This window comes from Nocardioides sp. (genome assembly GCF_051876515.1).
Taxonomy (GTDB): Bacteria; Actinomycetota; Actinomycetes; order Propionibacteriales; family Nocardioidaceae; genus Nocardioides.
The window spans coordinates 1-22,071 of the sequence record NZ_JBJEHY010000165.1 but is presented as its reverse complement, the minus strand read 5'-3'; the positions used below and the strand labels follow the sequence as shown (position 1 = coordinate 22,071).

Annotated in this window: 19 protein-coding genes, 1 pseudogene and 1 riboswitch; of the genes and pseudogenes, 11 read left to right on the top strand and 9 right to left on the bottom strand. The window is 71.9% G+C overall.

Annotation, left to right across the window (positions count from 1 at the left end):
• Positions 1–73: 73 nt before the first annotated feature.
• On the bottom strand, positions 74–418 hold the full coding sequence (locus tag ACI379_RS12610) for a hypothetical protein (RefSeq protein WP_439792441.1): 345 nt from the start codon (positions 416–418) through the stop codon (positions 74–76).
• Entirely contained in the window at positions 415–1,905 is a 1,491-nt protein-coding gene (locus ACI379_RS12605; RefSeq protein WP_439792440.1) for a PspC domain-containing protein, read from the bottom strand. The genes ACI379_RS12610 and ACI379_RS12605 overlap by 4 nt, the downstream gene beginning before the upstream one ends.
• A 143-nt stretch (positions 1,906–2,048) precedes the next feature.
• On the opposite strand from ACI379_RS12605, the gene ACI379_RS12600 reads away from it, so the two are divergent.
• The 3 genes from ACI379_RS12600 to ACI379_RS12590 all read left to right on the top strand — a co-directional run bounded on the left by ACI379_RS12600 (position 2,049) and on the right by ACI379_RS12590 (position 4,466).
• A complete protein-coding gene (locus tag ACI379_RS12600; protein ID WP_439792439.1) occupies positions 2,049–3,371 on the top strand; it encodes an ATP-binding protein in 1,323 nt (440 codons plus the stop codon).
• Complete coding sequence (locus ACI379_RS12595) at positions 3,364–4,032, top strand: LuxR C-terminal-related transcriptional regulator (RefSeq protein WP_439792438.1); 669 nt, start codon at positions 3,364–3,366, stop codon at positions 4,030–4,032. Before ACI379_RS12600 ends, ACI379_RS12595 begins: the two co-directional genes overlap by 8 nt.
• A gap of 74 nt (positions 4,033–4,106) precedes the next feature.
• On the top strand, positions 4,107–4,466 hold the full coding sequence (locus ACI379_RS12590; RefSeq protein WP_439792437.1) for a hypothetical protein: 360 nt from the start codon (positions 4,107–4,109) through the stop codon (positions 4,464–4,466).
• 57 nt (positions 4,467–4,523) lie between these two features.
• Here the strand turns inward: ACI379_RS12590 and ACI379_RS12585 are convergent, their stop codons facing one another.
• The 4 genes from ACI379_RS12585 to ACI379_RS12570 are packed head-to-tail and all read right to left on the bottom strand — an operon-like array spanning position 4,524 to position 7,981.
• Positions 4,524–5,234: an ABC transporter permease gene (locus tag ACI379_RS12585; RefSeq protein ID WP_439792436.1), complete on the bottom strand. Its 711-nt coding sequence runs from the start codon at positions 5,232–5,234 to the stop codon at positions 4,524–4,526.
• Positions 5,231–6,145 carry an ABC transporter ATP-binding protein gene (locus ACI379_RS12580; protein ID WP_439792435.1) on the bottom strand — a complete coding sequence of 305 codons (915 nt, stop codon included), beginning with the start codon at positions 6,143–6,145 and terminating at the stop codon, positions 5,231–5,233. Before ACI379_RS12580 ends, ACI379_RS12585 begins: the two co-directional genes overlap by 4 nt.
• Positions 6,142–7,026: an ABC transporter permease gene (locus ACI379_RS12575; RefSeq protein WP_439792434.1), complete on the bottom strand. Its 885-nt coding sequence runs from the start codon at positions 7,024–7,026 to the stop codon at positions 6,142–6,144. Before ACI379_RS12575 ends, ACI379_RS12580 begins: the two co-directional genes overlap by 4 nt.
• The gene (locus ACI379_RS12570) at positions 7,019–7,981 is read right to left on the bottom strand and encodes an ABC transporter ATP-binding protein (protein ID WP_439792433.1); all 963 of its coding nucleotides are present in this window, start codon (positions 7,979–7,981) and stop codon (positions 7,019–7,021) included. The genes ACI379_RS12575 and ACI379_RS12570 overlap by 8 nt, the downstream gene beginning before the upstream one ends.
• An 89-nt stretch (positions 7,982–8,070) precedes the next feature.
• Between ACI379_RS12570 and pcrA the strand changes: the two genes are divergently transcribed.
• Entirely contained in the window at positions 8,071–10,545 is a 2,475-nt protein-coding gene (gene pcrA / locus ACI379_RS12565; RefSeq protein WP_439792432.1) for a DNA helicase PcrA, read from the top strand.
• Between the two features lie 418 nt (positions 10,546–10,963).
• Here pcrA and ACI379_RS12560 read toward each other — a convergent pair whose 3' ends face one another.
• The gene (locus ACI379_RS12560; RefSeq protein WP_439792431.1) at positions 10,964–11,746 is read right to left on the bottom strand and encodes a M23 family metallopeptidase; all 783 of its coding nucleotides are present in this window, start codon (positions 11,744–11,746) and stop codon (positions 10,964–10,966) included.
• A gap of 425 nt (positions 11,747–12,171) precedes the next feature.
• Between ACI379_RS12560 and sucC the strand changes: the two genes are divergently transcribed.
• Positions 12,172–13,338 (top strand): ADP-forming succinate--CoA ligase subunit beta, encoded by a 1,167-nt coding sequence (gene sucC / locus ACI379_RS12555; protein WP_439792430.1) that lies wholly within the window; start codon positions 12,172–12,174, stop codon positions 13,336–13,338.
• Positions 13,339–13,368: 30 nt separating this feature from the next.
• Positions 13,369–14,253 (top strand): succinate--CoA ligase subunit alpha, encoded by an 885-nt coding sequence (gene sucD, locus ACI379_RS12550; protein WP_439792429.1) that lies wholly within the window; start codon positions 13,369–13,371, stop codon positions 14,251–14,253.
• 85 nt (positions 14,254–14,338) lie between these two features.
• On the opposite strand, the gene ACI379_RS12545 is transcribed toward sucD, so the two are convergent.
• Positions 14,339–16,177 (bottom strand): hypothetical protein, encoded by a 1,839-nt coding sequence (locus ACI379_RS12545; RefSeq protein ID WP_439792428.1) that lies wholly within the window; start codon positions 16,175–16,177, stop codon positions 14,339–14,341.
• A gap of 141 nt (positions 16,178–16,318) precedes the next feature.
• Between ACI379_RS12545 and ACI379_RS12540 the strand changes: the two genes are divergently transcribed.
• From ACI379_RS12540 to ACI379_RS12520, 5 genes are all read left to right on the top strand, one after another.
• The gene (locus tag ACI379_RS12540; RefSeq protein WP_439792427.1) at positions 16,319–17,662 is read left to right on the top strand and encodes a cell division protein PerM; all 1,344 of its coding nucleotides are present in this window, start codon (positions 16,319–16,321) and stop codon (positions 17,660–17,662) included.
• 10 nt (positions 17,663–17,672) lie between these two features.
• Complete coding sequence (gene purN / locus ACI379_RS12535; RefSeq protein WP_439792426.1) at positions 17,673–18,290, top strand: phosphoribosylglycinamide formyltransferase; 618 nt, start codon at positions 17,673–17,675, stop codon at positions 18,288–18,290.
• A gap of 10 nt (positions 18,291–18,300) precedes the next feature.
• A riboswitch (ZMP/ZTP riboswitch) is annotated at positions 18,301–18,377 on the top strand.
• Positions 18,378–18,414: 37 nt separating this feature from the next.
• Positions 18,415–20,028 carry a bifunctional phosphoribosylaminoimidazolecarboxamide formyltransferase/IMP cyclohydrolase gene (gene purH, locus ACI379_RS12530; protein ID WP_439792425.1) on the top strand — a complete coding sequence of 538 codons (1,614 nt, stop codon included), beginning with the start codon at positions 18,415–18,417 and terminating at the stop codon, positions 20,026–20,028.
• Positions 20,029–20,162: 134 nt separating this feature from the next.
• On the top strand, positions 20,163–21,014 hold the full coding sequence (locus ACI379_RS12525) for a bifunctional methylenetetrahydrofolate dehydrogenase/methenyltetrahydrofolate cyclohydrolase (RefSeq protein WP_439792424.1): 852 nt from the start codon (positions 20,163–20,165) through the stop codon (positions 21,012–21,014).
• Between the two features lie 22 nt (positions 21,015–21,036).
• Positions 21,037–21,495: a DUF3017 domain-containing protein gene (locus ACI379_RS12520; protein ID WP_439792423.1), complete on the top strand. Its 459-nt coding sequence runs from the start codon at positions 21,037–21,039 to the stop codon at positions 21,493–21,495.
• A gap of 96 nt (positions 21,496–21,591) precedes the next feature.
• Here the strand turns inward: ACI379_RS12520 and ACI379_RS12515 are convergent.
• Positions 21,592–22,071 (bottom strand): annotated as a pseudogene (locus ACI379_RS12515) (malate dehydrogenase); the annotation flags it as partial.

Below are 22,071 nucleotides of genomic sequence, written 5' to 3'. Positions count from 1 at the left end.
GGTTGCAACACCCACACCAAGTCGGAATCCCCGCCAAGGCGGGGATTCCTGCGACAGGTGAGGCGGGTGGGAACTACCCCTCGGAACCGCCGAGGAGGTCGTCCTCCAGCGAGGCCGTACGGACGGCCGCGGCGTGCTGGCGCTGTGCCTCGAGACGCTCGGCCTCCGCGGCACGGTTGCGGCGCCAGGGGCCGAGCACCACGGCGAGGACGCCGATGATGCCGGCGGCCAGCCACGGCACGGGGGCCAGCCAGCGCAGGTCGTCCTGGTCGACGACCTCGCCGACGTACAGCGCCCAGCCGGCCACGATGCAGGCGAACGCGACGCCCATGACCAGGTGGCCCACGTTGACCGGGTGGCGGCCCGAGGTGGACTCGGCCGGGTCGGCGAAGGGGTTCGCCTCGGGGTAGGTGCTCATGACAGCTCTCCGCTCTCCTGCTCGACGACCACGGAGCCGACGCCCAGGTCGATGCTGATCTCGATGTCGGGGGCCGTGGCCCCGGTGTCGCTGCCGCGGGTGTGGCTGGTGCCGAGCCCGCCGACGTTCTCCCCGAACAGGGTGCTCTCGCCGACACCCACCTCGGCGCTCACCCGGGCGTCGATCCCGGCCGGGAGGATCACCCGGACCTCGCCGGCGCCGGCGTCGATGGTGATCTCGCGCCCCGACAGACGCGCGGGGTCGCTCACCTCGCGCAGGTCGAGGACGAAGGTGCCGGCGTGCATCTCGAACCGGTCGGCGACCTGGCTGGCCGTGGTCGGTGTGAAGGTCTGGTCGTCACGCTCGAACTGCTCGGCCGAGGTCACGCCCACGGTGAGCACGCTGAGCAGCAGACCCAGGGCGACCAGGCCTCCGGCGCGGCCCCAGAAGGCGCCGACCAGCAGCATCGTCGCGGTGACGCCGAGGGCGACGGCCGGGTAGGCCGAGTCGGCCACGGCGACGCCGGTGAGCTCCATCAGGCTGACCACACCGATGCCGACCGCGATCAGCGCGAGGGTGAACCAGAACAGGATCGGGCCACGCTTGCGCGGGTTGGTCCGGCGCGGCGGGGGCGGCATCGGGTAGCTGCGCGTCGGGTCCGGGTACACCGCCGTCGGTGCGGCGGCGCGCTGCTCCGGGCTCCAGGTGGTGGGGGCCTGCTGCCCGGCGGTCGCGTACGCGGCGAACGGGGCGGTCATCTCCACGTCCTCCGACGGCACGGGGGTCGCGCTGGTGGCCTCGCCGGACACCGGGCCCGGCGCGGCGCTCGACCCCTGGGCTCCTCCCGGCGCGGGAGCAGCGGGCGCCGCGGGCGTCCCGTACGGTGCCTGGCCGTAGGGAGGCTGGCCGTACGGCGGCTGGCCGTACGGCGACTGGTGTGCGTTGCGCCGCGACCTCTCGGTGAGGACCAGGGCCAGCATCACGAACGCCGCCACCGGGCCGAGCCACCAGAGGTTCTCCAGCCCGTTCCCGGCCACCGAGGCCAGGGCGATGACGCCGCTGAGCCCGCCGACGATCATCACGGCCACGGAGCGGCTGCGGTCGTCCAGACCGAACGGGCGGGCCGGGGTCTCCTCCTCGGGCACCATCAGCCACAGGCCGACGTACGCGATGAGTCCGGCGCCGCCGAAGAACGTGAGCACGACCAGCAGGATGCGGATCACGATCGGGTCGACGTCGAAGTGGCGGGCCACGCCACCGGCCACGCCCGCCACGTGCCGGTTGGTGCGGCTGCGGCGCAGCTCGGCGAGGTCGCGGACCGCCGCACGGTAGTGACCGTCGTGCGCTCCGGCGGGCGGTGCCTGGGTGGGCTGGCCGACGGGGTCCCCGTCGGGCTGGGGGCCGGCCTGACCGCCGGGCTGCGGACCGGTCTGCGGGCCGGGCTGCGAGCCTGGCTGGGCGCCGGGGGTGGGTGCTGCGTTGTCCATGGCTCCACTCTGTCGCGCCGGTGCGGGCCCCACCATCGGGGACGACCCTGATTCGTACCGACCCTCCCACGCCCGGCCTCAGGGTCGTCTCAGGGGAGTTCCCCCTGTGGCGGGCCCCGGTGGCCTGCCACCATGGGAGCACCATGAGCACCGCACTGCCCCCACCCCCGCCGCGCCCCCACCCGGGCCTCCCGCCGGGCGCCGACGCGCCCTGGCAGCCGCGGCGGATGTACCGCGACCTGAACCACGCCGTGGTCGGCGGGGTCGCTGCCGGGCTGTCGGAGCACCTGCGCGTCCCCCTGCTGTGGGTGCGGGCGCTGTTCGTCGCGACCGCGCTGCTCAGCGGGTTCGGGATCGCCCTCTACGCAGGGCTGTGGATCTTCGTGCCCTCCGCTCCCCGGGACGCCCAGGAGGCCCCGGGGCTGGCCAGCGCCACCCGCGGTGGACGGCGTCCCGGCGCCCGGTCCGTGCTCTCCGACGCCGGCCCCGCGATTGCGCTCGGCGCGCTGATGCTGGGCCTGGTCATCGCCGTGCAGTCGGTCCTCGGGTCGGGGATCCTCTTCTGGCCCGTCGTGCTCGGCCTCACCGGTCTGGCGCTGCTGTGGCGCCAGGCCGACGAGGCCCAGCGTGAGCGCTGGCTCGACACCTCCGGCAAGCTCGACCCCCTCAGCGCCGTCTTCGGCAGCGGCGGCTGGGCCGCGTACGCCCGGGTCGGTGCTGGCCTGGGGCTGGTGGCGGTCGCGCTGGCCGTCTTCGCGATCCGCAGCGGCCCGGTGACCGCGGCCTGGCCGGTGATGGTCGCTGGCCTGCTCGGCGTCGCCGGGCTCGCCCTGGTGGGCGGACCCTGGGTGGTCCGTCTGGTCCGCGACCTGGGTGACGAGCGCGCCGAGCGCGTCCGCAGCCAGGAGCGCGCGGACGTCGCGGCCCACCTGCACGACTCCGTCCTGCAGACCCTCGCACTGATCCAGAAGAACGCCCACGACCCCACGACCGTGGCCCGGCTGGCCCGGGCCCAGGAGCGCGACCTGCGGACCTGGCTCTTCGAGACGGACCCGGCCGACGACACCACGCTGGCCGGCGCGCTGCGCGACCTCGCGGCCCGGGTGGAGACCGACCACCCGGTGACCGTCGACGTGGTGGTCGTCGGGGACGCCCCGCTCGACGAGCGGCTGCGCCCGGTCAGCGAGGCCGCCGGCGAGGCGGTCGTCAACGCGGCCAAGCACGCGGGCGTGGGCCGGGTGGACGTGTACGCGGAGGTGGGCGCCGAGGTCGTCGAGGTGTTCGTGCGGGACCGGGGCGCCGGGTTCGACCTCGACACGGTGGCGAGCGACCGACGCGGTGTCCGTGGCAGCATCATCGACAGGATGGAGCGTCACGGCGGAACGGCCGTGATCCGTTCGGCGCCCGGCGAGGGCACCGAGGTGCGGCTGAAGATGCCGCTGAGCCAGGAGGAGAACCGTGGATGAGACCCCCGCGCAGGCCGGAGCCGTACGGGTCGTGGTGGTCGACGACCACGCGATGTTCCGTGCCGGGGTACGCGCCGAGCTGACCGAGGCCGGTGCCGGGGTGATCGACATCGTGGGGGAGGCCCCCGACGTCGACGTCGCGGTCGAGGTGATCGCGCGGACCCGCCCCGCGGTGGTCCTGCTCGACGTCCACCTCCCGGGAGGCGGTGGCGTCGAGGTGATGCGCCGCCAGCCGGACCCCGGGACCCGGTACCTCGCGCTGAGCGTCTCCGACGCCGCGGAGGACGTGATCGGCACGATCCGCGGAGGAGCCAGGGGGTACGTCACCAAGACGATCACCGGGCCCGAGCTGGTCGACGCGATCCGCCGCGTCTCCGACGGCGACGCCGTCTTCTCGCCGCGGTTGGCCGGGTTCGTGCTGGACGCCTTCGCGGGTTCCATCGAGGTCGCGGCCGTGGACGAGGACCTCGACCGGCTGACCGAGCGCGAGCGCGAGGTGATGCGTCTGATCGCCCGCGGGTACGCGTACAAGGAGGTCGCCAAGGAGCTCTTCATCTCGGTGAAGACCGTGGAGACCCACATGTCCTCGGTGCTGCGCAAGCTGCAGCTGTCCTCGCGCCACGAGCTGACCCGCTGGGCCTCGGACCGCCGCCTGCTCTGAGGCAGCCGTCAGGGCCGTAAGACCGGCCCGGCGAGGTTTCCCGACACGTTGTCAGTGGCGGCTAGGGTGGCCCCATGAACACCGTCGGGCTCATCCTGCTGTTCCTGCACATCCTCGGCTTCGCGGCCCTCCTCGGCGGCCTGCTCGCCCAGGTCCGCGACCCGGAGAAGAAGATCACCGGGATCGTCCGCGACGGCGCCGGCACCGCCTTCCTGGCCGGCCTGTTCCTCGTCGGCCTCCTGGAGGCCGGTGACGGCCCCGTCAACCACGCCAAGATCGGCGTGAAGTTCGCGATCTCGCTGGTCATCCTGGTGCTGGTCATGGTCAACATGCGCAAGCCCAAGATCCCCAACGGCCTCTACTGGGCGCTGACCGCGATGACGGTGCTCAACATCGCGATCGCCCTCTTCTGGAGCGGTCGCCACGCGTACTGACCCCCGTCGACCACGAGAGCCCGCGGCCACCGGCCGCGGGCTCTCGTGCGTCCGGGGTCACTCGGTGCCGGACGGGGTGAACGAGCGCAGCCGCTCGCCCGCCCACCACACGCCACCGACGGTGAGGGCCATCGCGCCGGCCAGGGCCCACCACAGCGGGATGTCGGCCGCGGGCAGCGACGGCTCGAGGGCCTCGGTCACCCGCGCGCCCCACTGGGCGACGCTGAGCCAGGCCACACCGCTGAGGATCGAGCCCAGCGTCGACTCCCAGATCAGGATGAACAGCACCCCGACCACGACCGCGTGGCGCCACGAGGCGCTCAGGGCCAGGAACAGCGCCGTGTACGCGGCTGCGCCGATCGCGCAGCCCACCCACAGGGCCAGGGACTCCGGCACCGCGTCGGGGCGCACCGCGATCCCGGCGACCAGCAGTGGCAGCGTGCCCAGGACGAGCGTGACGGCCAGCGCGACGACGTACTTGCTGAAGGCGACCGCGTACCGGTTGACCGGCTTGGCCAGCAGGTAGACCACCGAGCCGTCGTCCATCTCGGGCCCCAGCACGGACGAGGCCGCGATGAGCGCCATCAGGGGCACGAGCAGCGGGGGACCGAGGTCGCGCAGGTTGTTCCAGGCCAGCTCGGGGTCGTCGGTGAAGACCCGGATCAGCACGGTGACGGCGACCAGGATGAGGGGCAGGGCGAGCAGGAACCAGAACCGGCGCCGGCCGACGGTGGCCTGCAGGGCGAGCTTGGCGATCGTGGGAATCATCGGGCCACCAGGTAGGAGAAGACGCTCTCCAGCGACTCGTCGCTGGGCGAGACCTCGAGCAGGGAGATGTCGTCGCGGCGGGCCCACACGGCCAGACCCTGGGCGAACGCCCCGAGGTCGGAGACCTCGACGTCGAGGCCGCCGCGCAGGCCGAAGGTGACCCCGCGGACGGAGGTCTGCGCCATCAGCGCGACCGCCATCCGCCGGTCGTCGTCGGTGCGCAGGTGGTACTGCACGGGACGGTCGGTCATGAGGCGACGGATGGCGCCGAAGTCGCCCGAGGCCGCATGGCGCCCGGAGACGACGACCTCGATGTGCCGGGCGAGCCGCTCGACCTCCTCGAGGATGTGCGAGCTGAACAGGATGGTGCGGCCCTCGTCGCCCATGGTGCGCAGCAGGTCCATCAGCTGCATCCGCTGGCGCGGGTCGACGCCGTTGAACGGCTCGTCGAGCAGCAGCACGTCGGGGTCGTGGACCAGTGCCGCCGCGATCTTGACGCGCTGGCGCATCCCCTTGGAGTAGGTGTCGATCTTGCGCCCGGCCGGCTCGACCATGTCGACCCGCTCCAGGACCCGCTCGGTCGCGGCGGAGGCGTCGGGGAGCCGGTGCAGGTCGGCGTTGGCGCGGATGAACTGGCGGCCGGTGAGGTAGCCGAAGCTGATCTCACGCTCGGGCACCAGCCCGAGGCGGCGGTACGTCTCGGTGTTGCGCCACACGGCCGCACCGTCCAGCTCGACCGTGCCCGCTGAGGGCGCCAGGAAGCCCGACATCATCGACATCAGGGTCGTCTTGCCGGCGCCGTTGGGACCGAGCAGCCCGGTGACGCCGGGACCGATCGTCATCGTCACGTCGTTGACGGCCACCACGTTGCCGAACCACCGGGAGACGTGGGACAGGACCAGCTCGCTCATCGTCGACCTGCCTTCGCGAAGCGGACCCGCAGCGCCAGCAGGCACAGCGCGGAGACGGCCAGGGCCACCACGACGTACACGGTGACCATGCCGGTGCCCTCGGGCGGTGGCATGGTGCTCACGCCGGCGTCGAAGGCGTCGGCGAGCCCGTTGACGATCCGCCACGGTGAGAACAGGCCCAGCCACGTGCCGACCGTGTCGTTGCCGCTGTCGGCGGCGATCCACTGCAGCGGGGTGACGATGAAGTCGCTCACCGCCAGCACCAGGACCGACCCCACCACCGCGAACCCGCGGCGCAGCGCCAGCGAGGAGACCAGACCCGTCAGGGAGGCGAGCAGGACGCAGGCCAGCAGGCTGGTCGGCAGCGAGCGGGCGAACGACTCGACCTGCTCGCCCGCGTCAGCGCCGCTGAGCAGGGCGCCCAGCAGGTAGACCAGGTTGGGTCCGACCACGAGCACCAGCCCCGAGGCGACCAGCGACAGCCACCGGCACAGCACGAAGGTGCCCGAGCTCAGCGGCCGGGCCATGTACAGCACGATGGTGCGGTGCCGCAGGTCGCGGGAGAACAGGGCGGGGGCCTGGGCGGCCATGAAGACGGTGACCAGCAGCTGCGTCTGGTTGGTCAGTCCGGCGTACGTCACCGGCGGCTCGTCGAGCCCGATGATCGCCATGACGCCGACCAGGATCGCCACCGGGAGCAGCATGGCGCCCAGCAGGATGCCGGGCAGGATCTTCGACCGGCCGGAGCGGCCCAGCCCGTACGTGTGCTTGAGCCCGGTCACGAACAGGGAGCGGGCGATGGCGGCGTCGGACTCGCGCGGGCCGTCGTAGTGCCGGTAGCCGATGTCGTGGATCACTCCGGTGCGGGGCGTCTCAGCCACGGCGCTCACCTCCTCGGGCGCCGGGGGCGGTGAAGATGTCCTCGAGGTGCCCCTGGTCGGGTTGCAGCCGTACGAGGGCCAGCCCCAGGTCGGCCGCCAGGTCGCGGACCACCCGGTGCACGTCGATCCCGGGCGGAGGCGGGTCGACGGTGACCATCGGGCCGCGCGGGTGGCAGGTGAGGCCGGCGGCGGCGAGCGCGTGCCCGAGGCGGTCGCGCCCGGCGTCGCCGCCGAGGACCTCGACCAGCATGGCGCCGGTGACGTCGAGGAAGTCGCTGGTCGCCGAGGAGCGCAGCAGGTGGCCAGCGTCGAGGACGACGACGTGGTCGCTGACCTTCTCCAGCTCGCCGAGCAGGTGGGAGGTGACCAGCACGGGGATGTCGAACTCGGTGCCGATGCGGCGCACGAGCCGGAGCATGTCGACGCGCGAGGCCGGGTCGAGGCCGTTGGTGGGCTCGTCGAGGAAGACCAGGTCGGGGTCGTGGACGAGCGCCTGGGCGAGCTTGGCCCGCTGCTTCATGCCGGTGGAGTAGCCGCCGAGCGGTCGGTAGCGCTCCTCGTCGAGCCCGACCTGGCGGAGCACGTCGGCGGCCCGTTCACGGGCGGCGGACTGCGGCAGACCGGACATGCGGGCCAGGTGGACCACGAACTCGCTGGCGTTGACGTCGGGCGGCAGGCAGTCGTGCTCGGGCATGTACCCCACCCGGCGCCTGATCTCGTGGGAGGCGGTGGCCACGTCGTGGCCCAGGACGGCCGCGCGGCCCGACGTGGGGGTCTGCAGGCCCAGCAGGATCTTGATGAGGGTCGACTTGCCGGCCCCGTTGGCGCCGACCAGCCCGGTGACGCCGGGGCCGATGGTCAGGTCGAGCGACGACAGCGCGGTGACCGACCCGAAGCGCATCGTCAGCTCACCGGTGGAGATGACCGGGGGACCGGTCTCGTCAGGTGGGGTCACCGGTCCAACCTAGCCCGGCGGCGGGGTGTGCGGCGGCAGGCGAGCGCGTGCCGTGGTTGTCGTACGAGGGCCGTAGGCTCGGGCCTGACATGAGCACCCTGTTCCCGGTCCCCGGTTTCGCCGACTCCCACGAGCCCACCCCCGGCGCGCGCGCCTCCGCGTCGACCCCGTCGCAGGCCCCGCGTCGTCCGGGTCCCACGCGCGAGGAGCTGCTGGAGGGGCTCAACGAGCCGCAGGCGGCCGCCGTCGTCCACGCCGGCCCGCCGCTGCTGGTGGTGGCCGGGGCAGGGTCGGGCAAGACGCGCGTGCTGACCCGGCGCATCGCGTGGCTGATCAGCGAGCGCAAGGCGCACCCGGGGTCGATCCTGGCGATCACCTTCACCAACAAGGCCGCCGCCGAGATGAAGGAGCGGGTCGAGGACCTGGTCGGCCGCCGCGCCCGGATCATGTGGGTCTCGACGTTCCACTCCGCCTGCGTGCGGATCCTGCGCAAGGAGATCGACCGCCTCGGCTTCTCCTCCAACTTCTCCATCTACGACGCCGCCGACTCCAAGCGGCTGATGACGCTGGTCCTGCGCGACCTCGAGCTCGACCCCAAGAAGTACCAGCCCGGCGCGGTGCTCAACTGGATCTCCAACCACAAGAACGAGCTCAACGACGTCGAGGCGGCCACCAAGGACGTCTCCAACCGTTTCGAGGAGGCGTACGCCGCCGCGTACAAGGAGTACCAGCGCCGGCTGCGCGACGCGAACGCCCTGGACTTCGACGACCTCATCATGACCACGGTCCACCTGTTCCAGACGTACCCGGACGTGCTCGACAACTACCGCCGGCGCTTCCGCCACGTGCTGGTCGACGAGTACCAGGACACCAACCACGCGCAGTACTCGCTCATCCACCAGCTGTGCGGCCGCTCGCTGGAGGAGCACGGCGACCACCTGAGCGAGCCGAGCGAGCTGATGGTGGTCGGTGACGCCGACCAGTCGATCTACGCCTTCCGCGGCGCCAACATCCGCAACATCCTCGACTTCGAGCAGGACTTCCCCGACGCGGCCACGATCCTGCTGGAGCAGAACTACCGCTCCACCCAGACGATCCTCACCGCTGCCAACTCCGTGATCGGCAACAACAAGGGCCGCAAGCCCAAGCGGCTGTGGTCCGACGCCGGCGACGGCCCCAAGATCGTGGGGTACGTCGCCGACACCGAGCACGACGAGGCGCGGTTCGTCAGCGAGGAGATCGACAAGCTCGCCGACTCCGACTCCGTACGCCCCGGCGACGTGGCCGTCTTCTACCGCACCAACTCGCAGTCGCGCGTCTTCGAGGAGGTGTTCATCCGCACCGGCCAGCCGTACAAGGTCGTGGGCGGGGTGCGCTTCTACGAGCGGCGCGAGGTGCGCGACGCGCTGGCGTACCTGCGGGCCCTGGTCAACACGGCCGACGAGATCTCGGTGCGCCGCGTCCTCAACACCCCCAAGCGCGGCATCGGCGAGCGGGCCGAGGCGTGCGTCTCCGCGTACGCCGAGCGGGAGCGGATCACGTTCTGGGAGGCGCTGACCCGCGCCGAGCACGCCCCGGGCCTGGCGACGCGCTCGCTGAAGAACATCCAGGCGTTCGTGGGGACCATGACCGAGCTGCAGTCGATGGTCGACGCCGACGAGCGCCCCGACGTGATCCTTGAGGCGGTGCTCGACCGGTCGGGCTACCTCGCCGAGCTCGAGGAGAGCGACGACCCGCAGGACGACACCCGGGTCGAGAACCTGGCCGAGCTGGTGGCAGTGGCCCGTGAGTTCGCGGAGAACCCGCAGGCGGGACCCTCGGCCGACCCGGCAGAGGTGGAGGAGGGGACCGTCGTCCCCGGCCTGCGCGACTTCCTGGAGCGGGTGGCGCTGGTGGCCGACTCCGACCAGATCCCCGATGACGACGACGACGACCAGGGTGTCGTCACCCTGATGACGCTGCACACGGCCAAGGGGCTGGAGTTCCCTGTCGTCTTCCTCACCGGCATGGAGGACGGGGTCTTCCCGCACCAGCGCTCGCTGGGAGACCAGCCGGAGCTGGAGGAGGAGCGGCGCCTGGCGTACGTCGGGCTGACCCGGGCCCGCCAGCGGCTCCACGTCTCGCGGGCGATGGTCCGTTCGGCGTGGGGTGCCCCGTCGCACAACCCGGCCTCGCGCTTCCTCGACGAGCTGCCCGTCGACCTGGTCGACTGGCGACGTACGGCCGCGGAGCAGACCCGGTGGGGACGTCCCGACCAGTCCGGCGGTTCGTCCTACGGCTCGTCGTACGGCGGCTCGGCGACCTTCGGGTCGGGGACGCCGACGGCGGCCGGGCGGCGCAACTTCACCTCCCAGGCGCTGCGCGCGGACGCTGCCTCCAAGGCGAAGACGTCGCGTCCGATCCCGTCGCTGGAGCCCGGCGACCGCGTCGTCCACGACTCATTCGGGATGGGAACGGTGGTCGGCGTCGAGGGCGCTGCGGAGAAGTCGGTGGCCTCGATCGACTTCGGTTCCCAGGGCGTCAAGCGCCTGCTGCTGCGCTACGCGCCCGTCGAGAAGCTCTGAGGTCATCCCCCCTTTGCCGGTCAGCGGGACCGGCCGGGGGAGAGGTGCGTCATACGAACGCGTCCCTGCGGGCCCTGCGTCATGCGCACGGGCGTCTGCCGGGCTTGCGTCATGCGTACGTGCTGCGGTGGGCCCTGCGTCATGCGTACGCGCGCTGGCTTGGCCTCCTGTCATGCGGACCGGCACCTATTGGTGCTGGTTCGGATGACGCAGGGCGGCGGGAGCACGGGTCCGGATGACGCAGACCGCGGGAGCACGGGTCCGGATGACGCGGGCCGCGGGAGGGCGGGTTCGGATGACGCAAGCCCAGCCAGGGCGGGTTCGGATGACGCAGGCGCCGACGTGCCGCGCTGCGCACCCCCCACGTACGACGAAGGCCCCGAGCGGATCGCTCGGGGCCTTCGTGGAAAGCGGTGGATCAGGGCTGCACGCCGTGCTCGATGAGAGCGGTGTACGGGTTGACCGGGTCGCCGCCGCCGGGGCGGACCTCGAGGTGGAGGTGGTTGCCCGTGGAGTTGCCGGTCGAGCCCACGGTGCCGATGACCTCGCCACCGGTGACGCGGTCGCCGACGGAGACGAGGAACGACGTCTGGTGGCAGAACCAGATCTCGGTGCCGTCGTCGAGCGTCAGCACGGTCTTGTTGCCGTACGCGCCGTCGAAGCCGGTCTCGGTGATCGTGCCGTTGGCGACCGCCATGATCGGGGTGCCGGCGGCCGTGGCGAAGTCGAGGCCGGTGTGGACCGAGGACCACAGGTAGCTCGACTGGCCGAAGGTGGCGCTCAGGCGGTACGACGCGAGCGGGAGGAACCAGCGGTTCTCCTCGATGACAGCCGCACGCTTGTCGGCGGACTGGCTCACCTGCTGCAGCGCGGCGGAGCGCTCGGCGGCCTGCTCCTCCGCGAGGGCGAGCAGGTCCTCGTCCGTGACGTCGGTGACCGTCTTGCTGCGGCTGACCACGTCTCCGCGGCTGGCCAGGAGGCTCTGGGCGCTCGCGGCGGCGTCGGCGGAGATGCCGTTGGCCGCGGCGGGGGAGGTGCTCGTCAGGTCAGCGTCGGCGAAGGCGACGGCGCCGCCGGCGGAGACGGCCAGGACCGTGACGCCGGCCACCAGGGGCGCGGCGGGCAGAACCGCCGCGAGGGGGCTCCGGGAGGGGGTCTCCGCGCGGCGCTTGCCAGCGGAGGAGGGGGTTCGAGTGGCCACCGGTGAGGCTGCCGAGGTGCTGCGGCGGGGGCCGCGTTCCGCTCGGTGGTTGCCCATGGGGATACCAATCTGCAGGGGTCAGGGGGAGTGGTCTGTCGGGGGCAGACCGGGGTGAAGCGGTGGCAACCCTAACGGAGCGGTAACGGCCGATGAAATCGCGTCGGCCCCCAGGGGAGGGGTCCGCTGCCACCGAGGTGCCGGGTACACCGTAGTGGACCCGGGGGCGCTGGCAAGGCCGGTTCTGACCATTGGTGGAGAACTGAGCGTGGATCGGGCCGAAGGTTGTGACCAGTGGGACAGGAGAAAAGTGACCCGCCAGTAGCGTGACGACTGCCACTCCCGCCCGACTCGGTGTGACGGCCCCAACAGGAATAGGGTGCCCATTTGGAATCCCCGCACTGTGTCGAGACGTAAGGACTGGGATCGTGGACCTGATGGAGTACCAGGCGAAGGAACTCTTCGCCAAGCACGGCGTGGCCACCACCCTCGGTGTGGTCGTCGAGACCGCCGAGGAGGCCAAGGCGGCCGCTGAGCAGATCGGTGGCGTGACCGTCATCAAGGCTCAGGTCAAGGCTGGCGGCCGCGGCAAGGCCGGCGGCGTCAAGATCGCCAAGACGGCTGACGAGGCGTACGAGTACGCCAGCAACATCCTCGGCATGGAGATCAAGGGCCTCACGGTCAACCGTGTCCTGGTCACCCCGGCGACCCCGCCGGTGGAGGAGTACTACTTCTCCTTCCTGCTGGACCGTGCCAACCGCTCGCACCTGTGCATCGCGTCCGTCGAGGGTGGTGTGGAGATCGAGGAGGTCGCCAAGACCAACCCCGAGGCCGTGCGCCAGATCCCGATCAACGCGATCGAGGGTGTGACCCCGGAGAAGGCCGCCGCCATCGTGGACGAGGCCAAGTTCCCCGCCGCGCTGCGCGACCAGGCCATCGAGATGGTCCAGAAGCTGTGGAAGGTGTACGTCGAGGAGGACGCCACCCTCGTCGAGGTCAACCCGCTGGCCCGCCTCGAGGGCGACAAGCTCGAGGCCCTCGACGGCAAGGTGTCGCTCGACGAGAACGCTTCCGAGTTCCGTCACCCCCACCACGCGGACTTCGAGATCCGCGAGGAGGCCGACCCGCTCGAGGCGAAGGCCAAGGACAAGGGCCTCAACTACGTCAAGCTCGACGGCCAGGTCGGCATCATCGGCAACGGCGCGGGTCTGGTCATGTCGACCCTCGACGTCGTCGCGTACGCCGGTGAGAACCACGGCGGCGTGAAGCCGGCCAACTTCCTGGACATCGGCGGCGGCGCCAACGCCACCGTCATGGCCAACGGCCTCGACGTCATCCTCAACGACCCGCAGGTCAAGAGCGTGTTCGTCAACGTCTTCGGTGGCATCACCGCGTGCGACGAGGTCGCCAACGGCATCAAGGGTGCCCTGGAGATCCTCGGCGACAACGCCACCAAGCCGCTCGTCGTCCGCCTCGACGGCAACAACGTCGAGCAGGGTCGCGCGATCCTCAACGAGCTGAACCACCCGCTCGTGACGCAGGTCGACACCATGGACGGTGCGGCCGACAAGGCCGCCGAGCTGGCGAACGCCTGATCAGGTAGAGAGACGAGAGGAACTAGAACAATGACGATCTACCTGAACAAGGACTCCAAGATCATCGTCCAGGGCATCACGGGCGGGATGGGCTCCAAGCACACCGACCTGATGCTCCAGGCCGACGCCAACATCGTCGGCGGTGTCAACGCCCGCAAGGCCGGCACCACCGTCGAGCTCAACGGCAAGGAGCTGCCGGTCTTCGGCAGCGTCGCCGAGGCCATGGAGAAGACCGGCGCCGACGTCTCGGTCGCCTTCGTCCCGCCGGCGTTCACCAAGGACGCCTGCATCGAGGCCATCGACGCCGAGATCCCGCTCCTGGTGGTCATCACCGAGGGCGTGCCGGTCCAGGACACCGCCGAGGTCTTCGCGTACCTCGACGGCAAGAAGACCCGCATGATCGGCCCCAACTGCCCGGGCATCATCAGCCCCGGCGAGTCGCTGGCCGGCATCACCCCGCACACCATCGCGGGCAAGGGCCCCATCGGTCTGGTCTCCAAGTCGGGCACCCTGACCTACCAGATGATGTACGAGCTGCGTGACTTCGGCTTCACCACCGCCATCGGCATCGGTGGAGACCCGATCATCGGCACCACGCACATCGACGCCCTCGAGGCCTTCGAGAACGACCCGGAGACCAAGGCGATCGTGATGATCGGCGAGATCGGCGGCGACGCCGAGGAGCGCGCCGCCGCGTACATCAAGGAGAACGTGACCAAGCCGGTCGTCGGCTACGTCGCGGGCTTCACCGCCCCGGAGGGCAAGACCATGGGCCACGCCGGCGCCATCGTCTCGGGCTCCTCGGGCACCGCTGCCGCCAAGAAGGAGGCCCTCGAGGCCGCCGGCGTCAAGGTCGGCAAGACGCCGTCCGAGACCGCGGAGCTCATGCGCGAGATCATGAAGGGCCTCGCCTGATCGAGTGCCCCGGTCGGCCCCGGCCGACCAGCTGAACCACCACGACGCCCCGTCGGCCCCAGGCCGGCGGGGCGTCGTGCTGTGCTCAGGCCTTGTAGCCAGGCAGGTTCTGCATGCGCTCCATGGCGCGCTCGACCAGGGCCTCGAAGTCGCCCGAGGTCATCGTCATGTCCTTCGCCGCGGAGAAGGTGACCTGCGAGACCGCGTTGCCGCGGCGCATGATCGCGGTGTGGAAGGTGGCCGTGCCGCCGGAGTTGAGTTCCATGCGGATGCGCCACATCGTGACGGCCGAGTCGCCGCGGTCGCGCTCCGTGAGGACGGCGACCTCCTTGCCGTACCCGTCGGCGCACGACCGGATCCGCTTGCGCACGCCGTCGACGAACGCCTGGGCGCCCTTCCTGCTCGTCAGGGCCGTCGACTGGCCCAGCCCGAGCGCGTCGGTGCGCGGCGTCTCGGGGAACAGGAACGTACGGCCCAGAGGCGAGCGCAGCGACCTGCCGTTGAAGCGGGTCTTGTCGCACGGGGTCGCGGCGGCGTTGTCGTCGCCCGGCTTCGATACCTCGGTGCCCACCCACGGGCCCTTGACGCGACTCACGGGCGGCAGGTCCACCACCGACAGCAGGCCGGGCGGCTCGCCGATCGGGAGGGGAGCGGTGCGCTTCGGCTCGGGCGCACCCGCGCAGGCGCCGGCACCCTCGAGGGTGCAACCCTTGTTGACGGCGACGCTGAGCAGGCGCGCGGCGTCGGTCGCGTCCAGGGCGCCGGCCGAGCTCGACCAGGTCAGCGCGTACGTGAGGGAGCCGCTGCGCGCCACGGCGAGGGTGAGGTCGGCGGGCCGGTTGGTCCAGGTGCGCAGGGTGAACACGTGGGCCTCGTCGCCCACGGAGTCGAGCTCGGAGGTGGTCAGCAGCTGGCTGCGCATCTCGGAGCAGCGCGTGAACCACCCCAGCACCGTGGCGTGCGTCGCCTCGGACGCCTCTGCGTCGGCGGCGGTGAGCACCGCCTGCGTGAGGGTGGCGGTGTCCTTGGACCTGCCGCCCTTCGTCGACGTGCCGGTGAACGAGCGGACCTGCGCGGGCGTACCGAGCTCGGCCACCGGGGCGGCCTCACACGCCAGCGGGGGAGCGTTCTCGGCACCGGTGGTGGCCGTCTCGCTCCACTCGAGGCGGGGGGAGGTGCGCGTGGCCTGGTCGAGGCTCAGCAGCACCGACTCGTCGGCGACGGGGGCGGTGCCCTCCGCGACGGGGCGCAGGCTCACCGGCGGCAGCACGGACTCCTCGTGCAGGCTCACGGCGGAGGCGTTCTCGCCCTGGCTCAGTGCCGTGCCAGAGAGGACCATCGCACCGGCCGTGGCGGCGACGGCCGCGACGGTCAGGACGCGGCGGCGGGTGGCGCCTTGGCGGCGTACGACACCCGCCTGGGGCCACCGGATCCTGTCGACCAGCGGACGCAGCTCCTCGAGCGCCTCGCCGACCAGGTCGTCGTCGATGTCGCGTGCCGTGGCGAACGCCGTGGTCGCCGTCGCGAGGTCGCGCTCGACGACGTTCAGCGGCCGCCCGACGGTGCGGATCAGCTGCTCGGTGGTCACCGGCGCCAGGTGGGCGAGCACGAGGACCTGGCGCTGGGCCCGCTTGATCCCGGCGAGGGCGTCGAGCGTCGCCCGCCCGCCGTCGTCGAGGCTGCGGTGGCGCTGCCACACCTTGGCGCTGTGGCGGCGCTGGGCCCGGCGGTACGCCAGCGGGCGCAGCCAGCCCTCGCGCTCGGTGAGCCGCGAGACCTTGGCCCACCGCTGCCAGGCGACCGCGTACGCGTCGCGCACCGCCGCACGGGACGCGGACAGGTCGCCCGAGATCGCGTAGGTCTCGAGCAGGAGTTGGTCGCGGGTCTCGACGTAGAACGCGTCGAACTCTTCTGCTCTGCTCATGACCGTGCCACCGTACGGGAGCCGGCCTGAGGGTGCACATCCCTTCGGGGAGCCGGTCCGTGTGGCCGGGCCCGCAGCAGGCCAGGTGCTGCGGCGTGGGAGCACCGTACGGCCGCCGCAGCGGGTGATGATGGCCCGGTCATGGCCTCCTCGTCTGCTGCCCGTCCCGTCCGCCGTCCCAGGACGTCGGTCCCCGGGGCCTCCGGTGCCACGCCCCGGACGGCTCCCCGCTCCCTCGTGCTGACCTCGACGCTCGGCGCCCTGACCGCCGCACTGGGCCCCCTCGTGGTGCTGCTCGCCGTCGGGGTGGTCGGCTGGTTCCTGAGTGACAGCGGCGTGCACGGAGCCCCCCGCGACGGCATGCGGGTCGGCGCCCTGGCGTGGCTGGCGGCCCACGGCTCCGGACTGAGCGTCTCCGGAACCACCGTGACGATCGTGCCGCTGGGGCTGACCGCCTGCGTCGCCTGGACCGTGTGGCGCACCGCGTCCCGGGTCGGGGAGGGCGTCTCGAGCTGCGGTCCGGACGCCCACCGGTTGGCCGATGGCGAGCGCGACTGGACCGTTCCGGCGGCCACCGCCTGGTTCGTCGGGACGTACCTCCTGGTCGCCCTCGTGACGGCGACCGTCGCGTCCGCCACCTCCGTCGGCGTCTCGCTGGGCCGCGTGGCCGGGTGGTCGCTGGCACTCGGGTCCGTCGTGGCGCTGCCCGCGATCGCGATCGGGTCCGGACGGGCCGCGATCTGGGCCTCGGCGCTGCCGGCGCCGGTCGTGCAGGGGCTGGCCGTGGCCCGCTCGGTGGTCGTGGCCTTCGCCCTGACCTGCCTCGCCGTGTTCCTGGGCGCCCTGGCGCTGCACCTGGACGACGCGGCGACCATCTTCTCCACCCTGCACACCTCGGCCGGCGAGGCGACCCTGTACGGCCTCGTCTCCGCCGCGTACGTGCCCAACGCCGCCGGGTTCACCGCCTCCTTCCTCTTCGGGCCGGGCTTCACCGTCGGGACCGGCAACGTCGTGACCCTGGCCGGCACCGTGCTCGGTCCCATGCCGCTGTTCCCGCTCCTGGCCGCGCTGCCCGGACCCGGTGTCCCTCCCGTCTGGTTCTCGGTGCTCACCGTCGTGCCGGGGTTGGTGGCAGCACTCGCCGCGTACCGCTCCCTGGCGCGCGGGCTGCCGCTGCGCTGGGACCACACCCTGCTGGCCGGTGCCGGGGGAGGCCTGCTGGCCGCCTTCGCGGTGGCGCTGCTGGTGGCGGTGTCGGGTGGCGCCGCCGGTCCCGGACTGATGGCCGACGTGGGGGCGCCCGCGGTCGAGGTGCTGGCCCACGCGCTCGCGTCCTTCGGCGCGGGCGGCCTGGTCGGCGCGCTGGCCGTGGCGGCGCGCCAGGGACGGTTCCGCACGGAGCCCGACGGTGCCGAGCACCACGAGCCGTACCGACCGGTGCCCGAGCCCGGGGCCACTCCTGCCGCCGACGGCGAGGGCTCCTAGACTCAGGAGCGTGTCGAAGCCTCGTACCCCCGCGCGCGCCGTTGTCCTCGTCTCCGGTTCCGGGACGAACCTGCAGGCGCTCATCGACGCCTCGGCCGACGAGTCGTACGGCCTGCAGATCGTGGCCGTCGGCGCCGACCGTGACGGGATCGAGGGGCTGGCCCGGGCGGACCGCGCGGGGATCCCGACCTTCGTCAAGCAGGTCAAGCACTTCGCCGACCGTGACGCCTGGGACACCTCGCTGCGCCGCGCTGTCGAGGGGTTCGAGCCGGACCTGGTCGTCCTGGCCGGGTTCATGAAGCTCGTCTCGCCGGCGTTCCTGGAGCGGTTCCTCACCGTCAACACCCACCCCGCGCTGAGCCCGTCGTTCCCGGGCATGCACGGTCCTGCCGACGCCCTGGCGTACGGGGTGAAGGTCACCGGCGCCACGCTGTTCGTCGTGGACGCCGGGGTCGACACCGGCGCGATCATCGACCAGGTCGTCGTGCGGGTCGAGCCCGACGACGACGTCGAGACGCTGCACGAGCGGATCAAGGTCGCCGAGCGCGCCATGCTGGTGGACAACGTGGGCCGGATCGCCCGCGAAGGGATCAGCGTCACGGGCCGCGACGTGCGTTTCGGCGCCTGACGCCCGTAGGATGGCGTCACACGACTGGCGCAGGTGGGCAACCACCGGGGAGTGAGTGAGCCGGCATCGTCCGCCTGGGTGCCCTCGTCGAATTCGAACCGAATTGTGACTGAGGAGAACTCTCATGGCAGGCCAGCAGGACACGATCGCGATCAAGCGGGCGCTCGTCAGCGTCTTCGACAAGACCGGTCTCGACGACCTGGTGAAGGGCCTCGCTGCGGCGGGCGTGGAGCTCGTCTCCACGGGCGGCTCGGCGGCGCTCATCGAGTCCCTCGGTCTGCCCGTCACCAAGGTGGAGGACCTCACCGGCTTCCCCGAGTGCCTCGACGGCCGGGTCAAGACGCTGCACCCGCGCGTGCACGCCGGCATCCTCGCCGACCGCCGACTGGCCGACCACGAGCAGCAGCTGGCCGACCTCGGCGTCGAGCCGTTCGACCTCGTCGTGGTGAACCTCTACCCGTTCGCCGCGACCGTCGCCGCCGGCGGCACGGTCGAGGAGATCATCGAGAAGATCGACATCGGCGGCCCCTCGATGGTCCGCGCCGCCGCCAAGAACCACCCCAGCGTCGCGATCGTCACCGACGGCGCCGACTACGCCAAGGCCCTGGAGGCTGCGCAGGGCGACGGGTTCACGTACGCCGAGCGCAAGGCCCTGGCCGCCAAGGCGTTCGTCCACACCGCCTCCTACGACGTGCACGTCGCCTCGTGGATGGGCTCGGTGCTCACCGACTCCTCCGTGGACGCCGAGGGCGTCTCGACCGGCTTCCCGGCCTGGATCGGCGGCACGTACGACAAGGCCGCCGTCCTGCGCTACGGCGAGAACCCGCACCAGAAGGCGGCGCTCTACCTCAACGGCTTCGGCCCCGCCGGGCTCGCGCAGGCCGAGCAGCTGCACGGCAAGGAGATGTCGTACAACAACTACGTCGACACCGACGCCGCCCGCCGTGCGGCCAACGACTTCGCCGAGCCGGCCGTGGCGATCATCAAGCACGCGAACCCCTGCGGCATCGCGGTCGGCGCCGACATCGCCGAGGCGCACCGCCGCGCCCACGAGTGTGACCCGGTCTCCGCCTTCGGCGGCGTGATCGCGTCCAACCGCCCCGTGTCGGTCGAGATGGCCAAGCAGGTCGCCGAGGTCTTCACCGAGGTCATCGTGGCTCCGGGCTACGAGGACGGCGCGGTGGAGGTCCTGCAGGGCAAGAAGAACATCCGCATCCTCGTCGCAGGTGCCGGCGCGGGCTCGCCCGTCGAGACCCGCCCGATCTCCGGCGGGCTGCTGATGCAGACGGTCGACCACGTCGACGCAGTGGTCGACGGTGGCGGAGACTCGCCTGACACCTGGACGCTCGCGACCGGTGAGCCCGCCGACGAGGAGACCCTCGCGGAGCTCGCCTTCGCCTGGAAGGCCGTCCGCTCCGCCAAGTCCAACGCCATCCTGCTCGCCCGCGACGGCGGCTCGGTCGGCATCGGCATGGGTCAGGTCAACCGCGTCGACTCCTGCAAGCTGGCCGTCGAGCGCGCCAACACGCTGGTCGAGGGCGAGGAGCGTGCCCGCGGTTCGGTCGCAGCGTCCGACGCTTTCTTCCCGTTCGAGGACGGCCCGCAGATCCTCATCGAGGCCGGGGTCAAGGCGATCGTGCAGCCGGGTGGCTCCGTGCGCGACGAGCTGACCGTCGAGGCGTGCAAGGCGGCCGGCGTGACCATGTACTTCACCGGCACCCGCCACTTCTTCCACTGACGAGAGCCGCCGGGCGGGCGCCTCGCGGCGTTCTCCTCGGTCGCGGGTCGCTCCGCTCCAAGGCCCGCTTCCCTCGTCGGCCTTGCGAGGCATCCCGCCCGACGACTCTCGCTGACTTTCCCTAGGATCAACTGATGACTGCACGAAAGCTGGACGGGTCCGCCACCGCGGCCGCGATCAAGGACGAGCTGCGCGGCCGGGTCGCCGCCCTGGCCGACAAGGGCGTGGTCCCCGGCCTCGGCACGATCCTGGTCGGCGACGACCCGGGCTCGCGCTGGTACGTCAACGGCAAGCACAAGGACTGCGCCGAGGTGGGCATCTCCTCGATCCGCGTCGACCTGCCCGAGACCGCCTCGCAGGCCGAGATCGAGGACGCGGTGCGCCAGCTCAACGACGACCCGGCCTGCACCGGGTACATCGTGCAGCTGCCGCTGCCGCGGGGGCGTGACGAGAACAAGGTGCTCGGCCTGATCGACCCCGCCAAGGACGCCGACGGCCTGCACCCGACCAACCTCGGGTGGCTCGTGCTGGGCACCGACGCACCGCTGCCGTGCACCCCGTACGGCATCGTCGAGCTGCTGCGCCGCCACGACGTGGAGATCAACGGGGCCGAGGTCGTGGTCGTGGGCCGAGGCGTCACCGTCGGCCGTCCGCTGGGCCTGCTGCTCACCCGCCGCTCCGAGAACGCCACGGTCACCCTGTGCCACACCGGGACCGTCGACCTGGCCGCGCACGTGCGTCAGGCCGACATCGTCGTCGCGGCGGCCGGTGTGCCGGGCATCATCACCGCCGACATGGTCAAGCCGGGCGCGGCCGTCCTCGACGTGGGCGTGAGCCGGGTCGACGGCAAGATCGCCGGTGACGTGGCCGACGACGTGTGGGACGTGGCGGGCTTCGTGTCGCCCAACCCCGGCGGGGTGGGCCCGATGACCCGGGCGATGCTGCTGGCCAACGTCGTCTCCATCGCCGAGTCGAACCTCCGCTGAGCCGGGTCGTACGCTGAGGCGCGTGAGCACTCCCGAGGACGCGGCGACCCCGCAGACGGAACCCGACGCCGGACCCGGGGGTGCCCCCGACGGTGCGACGCTGGAGGGCACCCTGGTGCCGCCGGAGCACGTTCCGGCCGTCTCGGCCGAGGCCCTCGTCGACGGTGAGCACGCCGCGGAGGTCGTGGGGGAGGGCGTCGAGGAGGAGCGGCGCTACCCGTCCACCATCGGAGGCGCGTTCTACCTGCTCGTGCTCGGCGTCGTCACCGCCGGCCTGGTGTTCGTGGCGGTCGGCCAGTGGCGCACCGGCATCCGTACGTTCGGCGGGGCGCTGGTCTTCGCCGCCCTGGTGCGCCTGGCCCTCAAGCCGCGCGACGCGGGGATGCTGGCCGTACGGAACAAGCCGTTCGACGCCGGCGTCCTGGCGCTCCTGGGTGCGCTGATGGTCTTCCTGGCCGGGTCCATCCCCGACCAGCCCTGAGCCGGCCCGAGCGAGCGACGTACGCCGTACTGTCCCGAACGCGACAGGACCCCCGCACCGTGACGGTGCGGGGGTCCTGGGCGTACGGGGGCCGGATCAGATCAGGCCGAGCTCCGTGACCGCAGCCTTCTCGTCGGCGAGCTCGGCGACGGTGGCGTCGATCTTGGACTGCGAGAACTCCGAGACCTCGAGGCCCTCGACGATCTTCCAGTCGCCGCCGGAGGTGGTGACGGGGAAGGAGGAGATGAGACCCTCCTGCACGCCGTACTCACCGTTGGACTTGACGGCCATCGAGACCCAGTCGTTCTCGGCGGAGCCGAACAGCCAGTCGCGGGCGGCGTCGATGGTGGCCGACGCGGCCGAGGCGGCCGAGGACGAGCCGCGGGCGTCGATGATGGCGGCGCCGCGCTTGGCCACGGTCGGGATGAAGTCGTTCTCCAGCCAGGCCTGGTCGTTGACCAGCTCCGCGGCGTTGCGACCGTTGACCTTGGCGTTGAACAGGTCGGGGTACTGGGTGGCCGAGTGGTTGCCCCAGATGGTCATGTTGGTGATGTCGGTGACCTTGGCGCCGGTCTT